Source organism: Pseudomonas sp. V88_4, assembly GCF_029967985.1.
Lineage (GTDB): Bacteria > Pseudomonadota > Gammaproteobacteria > Pseudomonadales > Pseudomonadaceae > Aquipseudomonas > Aquipseudomonas glycinae.
The window spans coordinates 144,912-159,982 of record NZ_JASCAF010000048.1 but is presented as its reverse complement, the minus strand read 5'-3'; the positions used below and the strand labels follow the sequence as shown (position 1 = coordinate 159,982).

The window sequence follows — 15,071 nt, the reverse complement described above, 5'->3', positions numbered from 1 at the left end:
GTTCAGGAATTTTTATTTGTAAGGTGTTTGCTTGATGCAAAATTTTTCAGCAAGTCCCAGGGAAATGATCGCAAGCCTCTGGCGGCATAGAAACCTGATCAAGTCGTTTGTACAGCGGGATGTTCTCGGTCGCTATCGTGGCTCGTTCATGGGGATTCTTTGGTCCTTTCTGAACCCGTTGTTTATGCTGGTTGTGTATACATTTGTGTTCAGCGTTATTTTCAAGGCCCGCTGGGGAACCGGCAGTGACTCCAAAACCGAGTTCGCCCTGATTCTCTTCGCCGGACTGATGGTTTTCAGCCTGTTTGCCGAATGCGTGAACCGTGCTCCCGGATTAATCCTCGGCAACCCGAACTATGTGAAAAAGGTCGTTTTTCCTCTGGAAATTCTTCCATGGGTCAATTTGGGCTCTGCACTTTTTCATGGCGCTATCAGCCTTGCTGTCTGGATGCTGGCTTATGTCATCTTTTTTGGCATCCCGCACGCGACGGCACTGTTTTTGCCACTGATCCTGCTCCCCTTGATTTTCTTCATCATGGGGTTGAGCTGGGCTTTGGCATCGTTGGGCGTTTACCTACGTGATGCTGCGCAGTTCGTCGGTATTGTCACCAGTACGCTGATGTTCCTTTCGCCAATCTTCTATCCGGTCACTGCATTGCCTGAACGCTATCGCGGATTACTTTATTTGAATCCGATGACACCCGTGATCGAGCAGACTCGGGACGCTCTCTATTGGGGAAAGGCTCCGGACTTCGCCATGCTTGGGCTTTATTTGATCGTCACTGTATTCGTTGCATGGTTAGGCTTTGCCTGGTTCCAGAAGACGCGTAAGGGGTTTGCTGATGTCCTCTGAAATATCTATAAAAGTCGAAAATTTGAGTAAGTGCTATCAAATTTATGAACAGCCTCGTGATCGTCTCAAGCAGTTTGTGATGCCCCCTTTGCAACGCGCCATGGGGCAAGCTACGAAGCAGTACTTCCGGGAATTCTGGGCACTTAAAGATGTTTCGTTCGAAGTGCGAAAAGGCGAGACCGTCGGGATTATCGGCCGTAATGGCAGCGGCAAATCGACCCTTCTGCAAATGATCTGTGGCACGCTCCAGCCGACCAGTGGCAGTGTGACGACGTCCGGGCGTATCGCGGCGTTGCTGGAACTCGGCTCCGGTTTCAATCCCGAATTCAGTGGCCGCGAAAACGTCTATATGAACGCCGGCATTCTTGGTCTGAGTAAAAGTGAGATTGACGCGCGATATGACGCGATTCTGGAGTTTGCAGAGATCGGCGAATTCATCGAGCAGCCCGTCAAGACCTACTCAAGCGGCATGTATGTGCGCCTTGCATTCGCAGTCATCGCCAACGTTGATGCCGATATCTTGGTCATCGATGAAGCACTGGCCGTCGGAGACATATTCTTCACGCAAAAATGCATGCGTTTTCTCGCGGAATTCAAAAAACGCGGAACAATCCTGTTCGTAACTCACGACACAAATAGCGTCATGAGTCTCTGTGAGCGTGCAGTCTGGCTGCAGGCCGGAGATCGCAAAGCCTACAGCGACTCAAAGACCGTTTGTCAGTCCTATCTCGCGGAGTATTACGCTTCGTCCGGTTCGACCCAGGCGGTTGCGGAAACCAAGGTCCATGCAGTCCGTGCAGTCGAGGATTACCGGGATGTGCGTCAGGATTTTATCAATGCATCGGTAATCAGAAACGACCTGGAAGTTTTCAGGTTCTCCGACACCGGGGAAAAATTCGGCCTGAGCAAGGCCCATGTTGTTGATGTCTATCTTGGCAGTGAATCCGGTGCACCGATCTCGTGGTTTGTTGGCGGAGAACTGGTTGCACTTGTGGTTAAAATTCACGCGGAAATTGAGTTGGATCAACCGATTGTGGGTTTCCTGGTCAAGGATAAAAATGGTCAGCATCTGTTCGGTGACAACACCTACCTTACCTATGTCGATGACGCTGTAAGCGTCAGCAGTGGCAGTGACTTTGCGGCCACGTTCAAATTCAGAATGCCGATGATGCCCGCTGGCGACTACACAATCGGTGTGGCGATCGCAAATGGTACTCAGGACAATCACGTTATTCATAGTTGGGTTCACGACGCAATCGCTTTCAAGTCCCACAGCACTAGTGTGTCTACAGGATTGGTCGGGATTCCCATGATTGATATCGAGTTGCAGAAAAATGGATAAAAAGTACAATTTTTCGTATGAGCCTGTCAGCGTTTATGCCTGTGCAGTCGACCTTGTACGGAAATGCTCCAGTGCGGGTGCCATACATATCGACTTGGGGTGTGGCTACGCGGCGATTGCTCGTCAGATCGAAAACGGAGGTGTCAGATACATAGGTTTTGATGCCAACCAGGAAAGCGTAAGTTCCCTGCAAAGCCATGGTGTCGAAGCCTATGAGTTAGACCTGAGAGATCACGATGCGGTCGTCACTCAGCTGGCATCGCTCTGCGAAAAGTATTCCACTGTCACAATTTCCATTCTGGATGTTATTGAACATCTCGATTATGACTGTGCACTGTTGAGTCGTATCAAAGAAGCATTTTCTCCCGAACAGAAAGTGTCGCTGGTAATCTCCGTTCCGAACTCTTCCCATATCGATGTCGCTATCAAGCTGTTGGCAGGCGACTACGATTATCTGGATACGGGGTTGTTGGATAAGACGCATACAGTTGTGTACACAGAGAAAAACTTGTCTGAAGTCACTCGAAAGAATGGCTGGAGAGAAGTGGCTGCTCGTGACTATCATCTCGAATTCAGTGAGCAATTCGCAAAACAGCCTTCAGTTCTCTTGAACAGGGATATCGGGATCGGTGGCGACCTGAGAAAGTTAAAGGCCATTTTTGATCCGGCCAGTGACGTATATCAATTTGTGCGCGCTTATGTGCCAGATGACAGCCTTACTGTCGAGACTCAGGATGACGTTAGCTCAATGAGCGTTTCCGTTTCGCTGGTTTTTCCGGAAAACGTAGTTGAGTCGGAAGTCTCGGCGCTGCATGTCGCTCTTTCAGGGCTGGCAAGAAGTGCGGCAATCGAATGGGTGTTGCCTGAAAAGTTTGTCGGGAAATTTGCTGGCGCGTTGGCCGTTTCCTTTTACAAAGAAAACGGGCTGGAAAGTTTCGTTGCGACCTCGTTGAAAACCCGTTACTGGTCCTTTGTCAAAAATCCGCAAGAAGTATGTGTCAGCGCACTGAGCGCGTTGATTGAACACTTCGATGACGCCCGTGGAACCCCACTCCTTGAATTGGTAGAGGTGCGGGAAGTGACAGATGCCAGTCAGTTCCAGATGTTTGCCTCTTTGAGCACCGATGCCTCATGGCACCTCATGATTCCGGCTGATTATGTGGGGCGGTTTCAGGATTTTGAATTTTCGCACGGCGATGAGGGTTGGCAGGGTTTTGCAAGGCGGGCGGCCCTTGCCTGCGGAATCAGCCGCGTAGCCGTTGAATTCTCTACGATTCAGCCAGTCCCGCCGCTACAGATGGATCGATCCGTTGCGTTCTCCCTTGTCCTCGCTGACCCGGTGGCAAGCGCCTATATCTTCCGTTCCGACGTGTGGGCAGGTGAGTTCCATGCGGAGTTGCAGCAACTCTCGGCGCGAAACAGTGTGGTTCAGTTTGATAATCAAACGCTCGAGCGTGCCAATGCCGACCTGCAATTGCAACTGAGTGATCTCGATCAACAGTTTCAAGAGATTGTCACCAGCAAGTCCTGGACGTTGACCCGACCGCTGCGCGGTTTTCGACGTAAGGTTTCAAGAGCGAAAGATCTCGCCCGTGCATTTGTGCGCAGACCCAGACTGACGCTGAGAGGTGTGGCGCGTGCCATTTATCTGAGAATTCCAGGTCTGAAGTTTGTCTGGTCTTTTTATCTCTACAGAAAAATGAGACTCGCGCAGATTATTCAGGACAAGACATTCTCGGCTGATAATCTTCTGGCCTTGAATGCGCTGTCCAATAATCGCTTTGTTGAAAATGGCCGGGTTGACGTATTCAAAAAGATCGAAGATTTTCCAGAGATTGATATCTCGGTCGTTGCTTATAATAGTGCCCGGTGGGTTGCTAACTTTGTAGCGTCGCTTGAAGCGCAAAACTATCCGCTTTCAAAGATCCACCTGAGAGTGGTTGATAACGGTTCTTCCGACAACACGGTTGCATTGTTCGAAGAGTATTTGAGCAAAGAGGCAAGCAGATTTGCCAGCGCGGAAGTGATTCGGCAGCAAAACCTTGGTTTTGGTGCTGGCCATGATCGCGCCATTCGAAAAGGCACTGCGGATTATTGCCTGATCGTCAATCTCGATCTTGAGTTTCTCCCTGATTCCATTGTCAAGGCTGTTACTGCAGCGGTTAATGATCAGACTACATCGGCGGCAAGTTGGGAATTTCGTCAAATCCCGTATGAGCATCCAAAGTATTACGACCCGGTTACGCTTGAGACGAACTGGTCGTCCCATGCTTGCGTTTTGCTCAAGCGTGAAGCCTATTTGCGCAGCGGTGGTTATGATCATGCGATTTTCATGTATGGCGAAGATGTAGAGCTTTCTTATCGGTTACGTTCCTTTGGTTACTCGTTAAAGTATCTTCCTGGTGCGACCGTGCTTCACCATACCTATGAAGAGGCGGGAGAGGTCAAGCCGCTGCAGTTTGCCGGCAGTGTGCTGGGTAACACATACATTCGACTACGCTACGGTTCCTTTTCCGATCGCGTCATTGCCTTCGTTCTGTATGCCGCCCTGTTTATATACCCGTCGCAATTTCCTGGCTCGAAGAAAATGCTGTGGCAGAATGTTCCCAAGCTTCTAAGGAATATTCCCCATTTCTTGACGGGTAAAGGGCCTGCTTCCGTGAAATTCCCGTTCCGGGGATATGATTATGAGCTGATAAGAGAGGGTGCATTCTGGTCAGCCGAAGCGGTTGCTGAGACAGGGGCCATCCCCAAGGTAACGGTCATCACGCGAACCTATAGAGGTCGTGGCATGTTCTTGAAGCAAGCCATGCAGAGTGTATTCAATCAAACGTATCCGAACATCGAGCTTTTGGTCGCGGAAGACGGCGGAGATACTCAACGCAGCCTCGTGGAATCGCTGGCAGAAGTTGCTCCAGCACACGTTTCCGTGCGATTCCTGGAAAATGAAAAGATAGGCCGCTCGGGTGTCGGGAACGCTGCAATGGCAAATGCCAGCGGTGCTTATTTCATGTTCCTGGATGACGATGACCTATTGTTCTCCGACCATGTTGAAACGTTGATGCAATGTCTCAATGCCGATAGTTCAATCGATGCCGCCTACAGTCTGGCGTTCGAGGTAACGACACACGTCAATGAAGACAAAACGTCTTACGTGGAAGAGTTGTTCCATACCCCGGCTGTCTTTCATCAGGAGTGGGATTATGAAGTGATGCGGCGCCATAACTTCATCCCGATTCAATCCATTCTGTTCAAGAAAGAGCTGTACTCGCGCTGGGGCGGTTTTGATCTTGAACTGGATCAGTTGGAAGACTGGAGTCTGTGGTTGTGCTACGGCTTTGAAGGAAACTTCCGTTACGTAGCAAAAACGACTTCTTTGTTCCGTACACCTGCTGATCAAAACGTACGTGCCGAGCGTCATGCATTGCTGCATGGCGCCTACGATATCGCTGTTGCCAGCGCTAAAGGGCGAATTGAAGCTGTTGCGGGTAAGCCGCTGCAGCCCGTCTGATATCCAGGGCGAATCGCGCTTGACTCACCGTTGAGCGCGTTGTCGGGGGAGCGTTTACATCGGCAGCATTGATTGTGATAGAGCTGCTGGAGCCCTCACCGTCGATCTGAAGACGTAAAAAAGGAGCAGGTCCTTATGGGACTGCTCCTTTTTTTGTTGGTGAGGATGAGCGATCAGTTTTCCGCGTGATCGGGCCTCAGGATTCAGATCGTTTTGGTTTTGTAAAAACGAGCTTGCTTAATCTGTACGTAAGGGGCAGTGACAGGACGATCGCAGCCAGTGGTGCCAGAAATTCCGGTAGCAATAGAATCCGAACCCAAAACCAGACTACCAATAAGCCGAACAGATACTGCGCGACGTAGATCAGCGGGAAAAAAACCACCGACTTTATGCCTTGGTGTTCTTTGAAGACGACGTATCGACTTAGAAGAAACGCCAACAAGATCCCGCATAGGTAGCTGATCGAGTAACTGGTTGTGTAGGCAAAAAAGTTTAACAGGATCAGATAAAGCCCGTAGGTGACGGCGGTGTTGAAGCCGCCGGTCAGCAGAAAACGGAAAAACCTGATCTCGCTCAGTTTTTTCAGGTTCACTTCAAACTTGCCCGGTACGATTTTTTTCAAGCAGGAACTGGTCGTAATCGCGGATATAGTCGTCAGCGTCATAATGCTCGGAGGCGAATACCAGCAATACTGCGTCAGCCGAGTATTTGTACTGGATACCCCAGGTCATTGCAGGCAGAAACAAACCGAGAGTATGTGAGTCAAGAACGAATTCTTGTCTGTTCGTGCCGTTGTCAGCGACAACGTGAACGGTCCCTTTGACGGCGATCAGAAACTGATGGCATTCGCGATGGGCGTGTTCGCCGCGAGTTTCAGCTGTCGGGACGTTGGAAACGAGGAAGTAACGCTTCACCGAGAAGGGAATGTCCCGTTCGAACTCGCCGACACTGAGGCTGCCGCGAATATCAACGGCTTCAAGCATGCGATGCAGCGTTACGCCGCAAGGATAAACCTCGGATTTGCCAACGTTGCTCGGGCTTTCGACGGTCGTCGTGCTGGTTGCTTTTGCATCAACATAGCCAATGATCTTCGCGGGGTTTCCTACAACGATCGCGTTGGGTGGAACTGATTTGGTAACGACCGAGCCCGCGCCAACCATTGCTGCCGAGCCGATTGTTATGCCTGGCAGAATAGTGGAGTTTGCACCGAGCGAGGCGCCTTTCCTGATGATAGTCCTGGCAAATTCGGTCGGATAAACCTTGCTGCGAGGGAAAATGTCATTGGTGAACGTAACGTTCGGCCCGACAAACACATCATCCTCGATGGTAATTCCGTCCCACACCTGCACGCCGCATTTAAGCGTCACGCGCGACCCGATGACGACATCGTTCTCAACAAAAACGTGATCGCAAATGTTGCAGTCGTCACCGATGTTTGCATTGGGAAGTACATGTGCAAATGCCCAGATTCGCGAACCTGCGCCGATGTTCCGGGACTCGCAGATAGCCTGCTCGTGAACAAAAAAATTACGTGAATCGGTCATTTGTTGACTCCAAACTCAAGGACTTTCATCGGAATCGCCAATGGGCGTCCTTTTGTATTTTCATAGGTTCGCCAGGCATACGAACCTACAACGCCGAGGCCTAATAAATTGAGGCTGCCAAGAAGCGTGATCATGAATAGCGTCATCGCGTAGCCCGGTACTTCAATAAGGCCCGCCAGTTTCGAAAAAATGACACTAATGCCATATAGCGACGAAAAAATCGAACCCGCGGCGCCGACCCTGATCAACAAGCGGATTGGCAGATCGGTGAAGGAAAACACGCTGTCCATCAGGTAATTGATTTTCTTCCTGAGTGTCCATGCCGATTTTCCATGCTCCCTGGCCACGCGAGAGTAGAGAACGACTTCTCGACGGAATCCCAGCCAGAAAATTTGTGCAATCAGCGAGCTGTGCCGTTCTTCGAGTTTCAGGAGGTTGTCACGAAATGCCAGGTTGCAGCCAAACATATCTACACCGCCAGCTGGCATTTCCGGAATGACATAGCGCTTATACAAGCCCCAGAACGTCTTCGACGCAAGCTTGGAAAGAAATGGGTCCTCCCGGCTTTCACGTACACCTACAACGACATCGACAGGTTCATTGTTCAGAACCTTATTCATTGTCAGTACGAGGCTCGGTGGCTCCTGCAGATCTGCAGCCATTACCGCAAATGTGCGACCTTTTGCATGCTGAAGTCCTGTGCGAATCGCCATGAACGACCCGAAGTTCTTCGACAAAAGGACCAGCTGCGAAGAGAACTGCCGCATTGGCAGACTCTCTCGCAGCAGTTCAAATGACTTGTCAGGGCTGCCGTCTACAACAAATACTACTTCCAGTTCGCCCTGTAGCTGAACATTAAGATCATCTATGGCCTGTAACAACGAAGGGATAGATTCTTCGTTGCGGTAAACTGGAATTACAAGCGATAACACACTAAACCCCCTGTTTGAAGAAGTTGCAGACAACTTCGATAACACGGTTTACCTGTTCAGTTGTCAAACCCGGGAAGCACGGGAGTGAAACGAGTTTTGAACTTGCGGTTTCAGTAACCGGAAGATCAAAAGTGTCATTCAACTTGTAGGCTGTTTGCCAGTGATCAGGAACAGGGTAATGAATGTCGGTGCTGACGCCTTGCTCTTTCAAGTACTGGGTAAAGGCATCTCTGTTTTCAACACGCAACACGAACAGGTGTGCGACAAAGTCACGACCCAGGCTGGCAGGCAGTTTTACCGGCAGCGCTGCAAAAGCTTCGCAATATTTCTTTGCGATGTCCCGACGTTCCGCGTTCCATTGGTCGAGCAGCGGTAGCTTCACGCGCAATATTGCGGCCTGCATTTCGTCCAGGCGGCTGTTGCGTCCCAACGGTACGGTGACATGATATTTGGTCGCCCAGCCATATTGCCGCAGCTTCAGCAAGCGTTCGGCAATCTCTGGCGATGAGGTAACAATCGCGCCGCCGTCACCCAGCGCTCCGAGGTTTTTGGTCGGGTAGAAGCTGAAGCAGGCCAGGTCTCCGAAGGAGCCACATTGGCCTTGTTCCGAGCGAGCACCATGCGACTGGGCGCAATCTTCCAGTACCGCAGCGCCAGATTCCCGGGCGATCGATGCGAGTGTCTGGATTTCCGCCAGTTGCCCATAAAGATGGGTGACGATGACAACCTTCGCCGGTTGTGCCAATGCTCGCTTCAGCGACTCGGGGCACATGGTAAGGGAACGGTCGTCAACGTCGACGTAAACAGGTTCGGCGCCAACCGCTCTGATTGCGGTGCTGCTATAGAAGCCTGCGTTAGCGACTGTAACGACGCGATCGCCAGGTCCAACCCCCATGCCGAGCAACGCGATTTCCAGTGCCTCGGAACCATTGGCAACCGAAATGCAGTGCTCTACGCCAACGTAATCGGCGAATTCGCGCTCGAACGCTTTAACCTCCTCACCCATGATGTACCAGTGACGGTTGACAACACGCATGAGTGGTTCGGAAAAGTCGATGCCTGCGTTGGCGGCGACGGCTGAGAAGAGAGGAATTTGTTGTTTGGCGTCCATGGTTTATCCAGAATTTTTGGCTGCGCGCATGATAAAGGGCAAAGGTTTATTACACAATTGGCTATGGGGCCGGCGGATTCCCCGCCCGATAAGCAGGGATCGAAAAAAAGTGAATTTCCAGCTTTTTTGCGCCTCTGGGTGCCTGCTTTTTTCTCGGCTTGGCGAGGGATAAGTATGTGCAGGGCTGTAGATGGGCAAGGGGCCAGGGGAACAGTGCATCTCGCTTTTTTTACACTGCTACTGTATTTTGCAAGCGCTTTTTTCCAGATTCCTAAAAATCAAGAGTTTGTCTTTGTTTATGAATGCTTTTTTCCGTTCTGACCTATTCCAGAAAAAAACATTTGCAGAATATTTTCGCAGTCTCCTGATTCTGACGGTCTTTTTTAGTTTTATTGTTTTTTTGACTCCGGTCAGTAAGCCTGTTGTAAATATAGAGATGATCTCCAGTGTTTCTGGAATGTCTCAGATGTTTTTTAATGATGGAAATGGCTACAGCGAAGATAACTCCGTGAAAGGAGTTGTGAATGCCGGCAAGAACAGGCTGGCGTATCCGCTTTCGATTCAGGCATCTCCAGTTCGTTGGGATCCGCTGAATTCTCCGGGCACTATCGAGGTGCTCGATACCGATATCTCGGTGTTGGGGGTGAGTTTTCTGTCTGGGGCGATGACCTTCAAGGCCCTTAATCAGATTGAAAGCATAAACAATCTTTCTGGAAAAACTGTAATTCGTTTACAGGAAAATGCTGATGATCCCGAGCTTGAAATGACGTTTGCTGCCGAGCAGATGAATCGGATCAGAATAATGCTCAGTGTGCTGTGTGGGTTTGTCGTTTCGGCTGTTGTCTTGGTTCTGTTCCATTTTGCCAGAGATGTAAAAGCACTGCTTGACAAGCTTCCGGCCTGGTTTTATGTGGTTGGTTTGTTAGCGCTTCTGAATATGTATGTTTTTTATGATCATCTGTTCGGACAGAGCGTTTTTCCTTGGGACTTCTCCCTGACTTATCATGCGATACCGAATTACTGGTTGACTTCCTTGCAGGCGGGACAATTCCCTTTGTGGATTCCATTTCAGGGGATGGGTTACCCGCTATTGATGAACATGCAGTCCGGCCTGTTTTATCCGCCGAACTACGTTTTCTATATATTTAATATTCCCTACACATTGCATGCGGCAGTTGTTTTTCAAGTTGCGCATGTTTTTTTCGCCGGGCTTGGCGCTTACGTTTTGTTGCGCAAGTCGGGCCAGGATGTCCTTGCCTCGGTAATCGGAAGTGTAGCCTACAACCTGTTCGGCGGTTTCTTTTGCAATTCTGAACATCTGGACATCGTGCGCAGTTTCGCATTCCTGCCGTGGATTTTTGCAGGCTTGGTAGACCTTATGCGGAACGGGGTGAAGCCCTTCCCGTTGATTGTCCTGCCGGTTTCGTTGCTGTTTCAGTGGACGGGTGGCTACCCGGGATCTTCGATCAGCATCGTCTTCATTTCTTTTGTGTTCATTTTTGCATCGGCTATCGCCAAAGAATGCTCATGGAAACATTTCATCATTGGCGCAGGGCTCATGATGAGTGGGGTGCTGATGGCATCCCCGGCCTTCTTTCCGGTTCTGATGTTGAAGGGGGAGATAGCCCGATCGGCCGAAGCGGGTAATCTGGCCAAGACGTTTATCGCCCCGGTGAATCTGCTCAGCCTGATTCAGCGAATTGATTTTCCCGGGTTGCCGGGTGACGTATCGATGCGCTCTTTGCACGTCTTGATCATTCCTTTTGTGTTCATTTTTTTCATGAGCGTGAAAGTGCTCAAGCGCAATGTGGGAATGACGGCCGTTGCCGTGTGCGCTTTGTTTATGGGCATGGGAGGGTGGTTTTTCGACGCGGTTACCAAGTTGTTCCCACCGCTGGGATATAGCCGTTTTCCAAGCGCGGACTATCGTGGGTTCATCGCCCTGGCGCTCATATATTTCGCCATGCTCGGTTATCGGGAGTACAAGGCAAGCCCTGTCGGTGTCGTCAAAGACCGACTGGTCAGGTTTGCACTTTTTGGCGTGTTGGGCTACTTCGTCGTTGACCCGTTGCTGGTGAATCAGGACGCGTTTGTCTTTTCCCTCGTTACAATGCTTCTGGTGATCGTGGCGCTGTGCGTTCATCGATTCAGGTTGAATCCGGCCGTTGTTTTCATTTTGTTTTTCTCAATCCAGGTGATTGATTTCATACGTGTCGAAGATGGGCAAGCCTATTGGGATAACCCTTCCATTTCCGGTGTGCATGCGGAAAAATTCGGCTCATTGCAAACCCCCGCGCCATTGCTCGCGCAGAGAATTCAGGGTGTCGATTCGCGCGCAGAGCGCAGCGATGAGTTCAAAGGTCAGGACTTTGGATATCAGGGCTATTTGAACGGCATTTATATGGTTGGTGACTATTCAGGTCCAATGCAGTTTCTCCGGCAGAGATACATAGTCGGCAATCCTGATTTGTTGAGTTTTGCCAAAAAGGCCTGGGCGCCGGTTTACTTCAAGGGGCAGCCCGATGCACAGGAAGCGATTGCCGCTATCAATAGCGGTGCAGATGTAACAAGCGATCGGGTGCAGCTCACGTTGTACAAGCCCAATCAGATTGAATATGACGTCAAATCCGCTTCCGGGTTTGGTTTCCTGGAAAATGAGACTTACTTTCCCGGTTGGACCATGACGGTTAATGATGGGATACAGGTAGCCGCGAAAGATGTTCATGGCTTCCGATACTGGGAGATGCCGGCCGGGACATACAAGGCGGTGGCAAAGTTCAATATGCCTTATTTCCGTTCGGCTGTTTTTCTGGCTGTTTTCGGATTGCTGGTGTACTTGATGGGTGTCGGCGGCTTACTCATTCTTCGGAAAAAATAGCCCGGCTCTTCCATTCCATGTGTAAGATTTCTACGCCTGCGGGGTGGCAAACTCCCCGCAGGCGTTTTTCTCCGATCAACGGCATCAAAAAATGCCGTCCCTCAGAATACTTGCTGTCAAGCCGAATTGCCCCCACGCAGAGCTGTAAGCCGCGCACAGTCGAACGGCAACGGGCCACGTGTCGATTTGTCGGTCGGGTTTTGCTAGTGTTTTTTCTGTAACCCGGATCTTTTACTCCGTACAATGCGTCAGCCGGTTCAACCAACGGAGTAGGTCAGATTGGTACGAGGGAATATGGGAAAACTACGCGTATTTTTGCTGGCGCTGCCCCGCAGGCAAAAACGGTTGATTCAAGTGCTGACGGATATTGTCCTTGTTTGGGCCGCACTGTGGATGGCGTTTATCGTGCGTCTTGGCGTTGATGAGATGGTCAACCCGATAAAGTTGCACCTGTGGCTCTTCGTTTGCGCCCCGGTCGTGGCTATTCCCTTGTTCATTCGCTTCGGCATGTACCGTGCCGTCATGCGATATTTCGGCAATGATGCGCTTGTTGCGATCATCAAGGCGGTCAGCTTATCTTCGTTGATTCTTGCGTTGGTGGTCTATTGGTACAGCAACCATGAAACCGTTGTGCCTCGATCGATCATTTTCAATTACTGGTGGTTGAGTCTGGTCATTATCGGTGGACTGCGCTTGTTGATGCGCCAGTACTTCATGGGTGACTGGTTCAATGCTGCCCAGCACGTACCGTTCACCAATCGCGATGATGGTCTGACGAAAGTGGCCATCTACGGTGCCGGTGTGGCAGGTAACCAGTTGGTGGCTGCATTGCGCATGGGGCGGGTCATGCGGCCTGTTGCATTCATCGATGATGATCCAAGCATCGCCGATCGGGCAATTTCCGGGTTGCAGGTTTACAAACCCAAACATATCCAACAGATGATTGATGTCACCGGGGCGCAGGAAATCCTCCTGGCCCTTCCATCATCTACGCGTGCCCGGCGCCGGGAAATTCTGCACCTGCTTGAAGGTTTTCCCCTGCATGTGCGCAGCGTGCCGAATTTCACCGATCTTGCCAGCGGTCGTGTGAAGGTCGAAGACATTCAGGAAGTCGATATTGCCGACTTGCTGGGACGCGACGCGGTTCCGGCTCAGCCTGACCTGCTGGAACGCTGTATCAAGGGCAAGATTGTCATGGTGACCGGGGCAGGGGGATCCATCGGATCTGAACTGTGTCGACAGATATTTTCCTTGCAGCCGACCACGCTGTTATTGTTTGAACATAGCGAGTTCAACCTTTACAGCATTCTTTCCGAACTGGAGCAGCGTGGCTGTCGTGAATCTGTATCGGTTAAGCTATTGCCGATCCTCGGTTCCATCCGTCATCAGGACAAGCTTCTGGATGTGATGAAAACCTGGAAGGTCGACACGGTTTACCATGCGGCTGCTTATAAGCACGTGCCGATGGTCGAGCACAATATCGCTGAAGGTGTTCTCAATAACGTTATCGGCACGCTCAATACTGCCCAGGCTGCTCTGCAGTCTGGCGTTTCAAACTTCGTATTGATCTCCACCGACAAGGCTGTGCGCCCGACTAATGTCATGGGCAGCACCAAGCGTTTGGCTGAATTGACCCTTCAGGCTTTGAGCCGTGAAATTGCCCCGGTATTGTTTGGCGACAACTCCAACGTCTCCAGAGTCAACAAGACACGCTTCACCATGGTGCGGTTCGGCAATGTGCTGGGATCGTCCGGTTCGGTAATCCCGCTATTCCATAGCCAGATCAAATCAGGCGGTCCGCTGACGGTCACGCATCCCAAAATCACTCGCTATTTCATGACCATCCCCGAAGCGGCGCAATTAGTCATCCAGGCCGGATCGATGGGGCAGGGCGGGGATGTCTTCGTTCTGGATATGGGCGAGCCGGTCAAAATCGTCGAACTGGCGGAAAAAATGATTCATCTGTCTGGTTTGAGCATTCGTTCTGATCGCAATCCACAGGGTGATCTGGCCATTGAATTCACCGGTCTGCGTCCCGGTGAAAAACTCTACGAAGAATTGTTGATCGGCGACAACGTTGCAGCAACACCGCACCCGATGATCATGACGGCCAACGAAGATCACCTGCCGTGGGATGTGCTGAAGGCCAAGCTGAGCGAACTGCTTGTTGCGGTCGAGAAAGATGATTACTCGCGCGTCCGCCAACTTCTGCGTGAAACCGTCAGCGGTTACACCCCCGATGGCGAGATTGTCGACTGGATATACCAGCAGCGCCGTCTCGAACCCTGATTGTTTCACATCCTGTAACGGACACGTTTTTGACAGGCTCCCATCATCGCCTAAGTTTGGAGAGCAGCTTCGGAAAAGCTGCTTTCTCAATTGATGATGGAGCGTCACTTATGCGTACCGGATATTTCTACTCCCTGATTTTTGCCTTGCTGACCAGCGCCTCGATTGCCGCCATTGCTGCGCCTCTGGCTTCTTCCGAAGCGAACAAGGCGCCCGTGGTGATGGACGCGTCAGCCACTTCTGAAAATCAGAAGGTCGATCTGAACGGTGCCGACGCGGCCACGTTGCAAAAGGAATTGGCAGGCGTGGGCGAGGCCAAAGCAAAAGCGATTGTTACTTATCGTGAAACAAATGGGCCATTTGCGTCCGTGGATGAACTGCTGGAAGTGAAAGGCATCGGCAAGGCGATCCTGGATCGCAATCGCGACAAGCTGGAAGTGAACTAAGCTGATTGTTCAACGCCAAGGGGCCGGTCATTGACCGGCCCTTTTTGCTTCCCGCCTCCTTCAAGCGTCGCAAGAGGGCGACAGCCTTTCCGTCGGAAAATAGAAAATTACGGCTATCATATTGCTTTGAGATTATGCCTATAATAATTTCAGTCGCCATCGAAG

General features: G+C 50.9%; 10 protein-coding genes. 6 read left to right on the top strand and 4 right to left on the bottom strand.

Annotation, left to right across the window (positions count from 1 at the left end):
* Window positions 1–34 precede the first annotated feature (34 nt).
* From QLG12_RS28035 to QLG12_RS28025, 3 genes are read left to right on the top strand one after another with little or no spacing between them, the layout of a single operon-like run.
* Window positions 35–853 (top strand): ABC transporter permease, encoded by an 819-nt coding sequence (locus tag QLG12_RS28035; RefSeq protein WP_134827696.1) that lies wholly within the window; start codon window positions 35–37, stop codon window positions 851–853.
* Entirely contained in the window at window positions 843–2,195 is a 1,353-nt protein-coding gene (locus QLG12_RS28030) for an ABC transporter ATP-binding protein (RefSeq protein ID WP_197869130.1), read from the top strand. The genes QLG12_RS28035 and QLG12_RS28030 overlap by 11 nt, the downstream gene beginning before the upstream one ends.
* Window positions 2,188–5,706 (top strand): glycosyltransferase, encoded by a 3,519-nt coding sequence (locus QLG12_RS28025; RefSeq protein WP_282475591.1) that lies wholly within the window; start codon window positions 2,188–2,190, stop codon window positions 5,704–5,706. The genes QLG12_RS28030 and QLG12_RS28025 overlap by 8 nt, the downstream gene beginning before the upstream one ends.
* A gap of 196 nt (window positions 5,707–5,902) precedes the next feature.
* Here QLG12_RS28025 and QLG12_RS28020 read toward each other — a convergent pair whose 3' ends face one another.
* Genes QLG12_RS28020 through QLG12_RS28005 form a run of 4 tightly spaced genes read right to left on the bottom strand, consistent with a single transcriptional unit; the run spans window position 5,903 to window position 9,293 of the window.
* A complete protein-coding gene (locus QLG12_RS28020) occupies window positions 5,903–6,298 on the bottom strand; it encodes a GtrA family protein (RefSeq protein WP_282475590.1) in 396 nt (131 codons plus the stop codon).
* Window position 6,299: 1 nt separating this feature from the next.
* Window positions 6,300–7,250, bottom strand: a complete 951-nt coding sequence (locus tag QLG12_RS28015) for a WxcM-like domain-containing protein (protein WP_197869127.1) — start codon at window positions 7,248–7,250, stop codon at window positions 6,300–6,302.
* Entirely contained in the window at window positions 7,247–8,182 is a 936-nt protein-coding gene (locus QLG12_RS28010) for a glycosyltransferase family 2 protein (protein WP_134827691.1), read from the bottom strand. The genes QLG12_RS28015 and QLG12_RS28010 overlap by 4 nt, the downstream gene beginning before the upstream one ends.
* Before the next feature lies 1 nt (window position 8,183).
* On the bottom strand, window positions 8,184–9,293 hold the full coding sequence (locus tag QLG12_RS28005; protein WP_134827690.1) for a DegT/DnrJ/EryC1/StrS family aminotransferase: 1,110 nt from the start codon (window positions 9,291–9,293) through the stop codon (window positions 8,184–8,186).
* A 298-nt stretch (window positions 9,294–9,591) separates the two neighbouring features.
* Here QLG12_RS28005 and QLG12_RS28000 point away from each other — a divergent pair, with 298 nt between their 5' ends.
* From QLG12_RS28000 to QLG12_RS27990, 3 genes are all read left to right on the top strand, one after another.
* Entirely contained in the window at window positions 9,592–12,171 is a 2,580-nt protein-coding gene (locus QLG12_RS28000) for a hypothetical protein (protein ID WP_282475589.1), read from the top strand.
* Between the two features lie 294 nt (window positions 12,172–12,465).
* The gene (locus QLG12_RS27995; RefSeq protein ID WP_197869125.1) at window positions 12,466–14,460 is read left to right on the top strand and encodes a nucleoside-diphosphate sugar epimerase/dehydratase; all 1,995 of its coding nucleotides are present in this window, start codon (window positions 12,466–12,468) and stop codon (window positions 14,458–14,460) included.
* 110 nt (window positions 14,461–14,570) lie between these two features.
* Entirely contained in the window at window positions 14,571–14,906 is a 336-nt protein-coding gene (locus tag QLG12_RS27990; protein WP_197869124.1) for a ComEA family DNA-binding protein, read from the top strand.
* Window positions 14,907–15,071 lie beyond the last annotated feature (165 nt).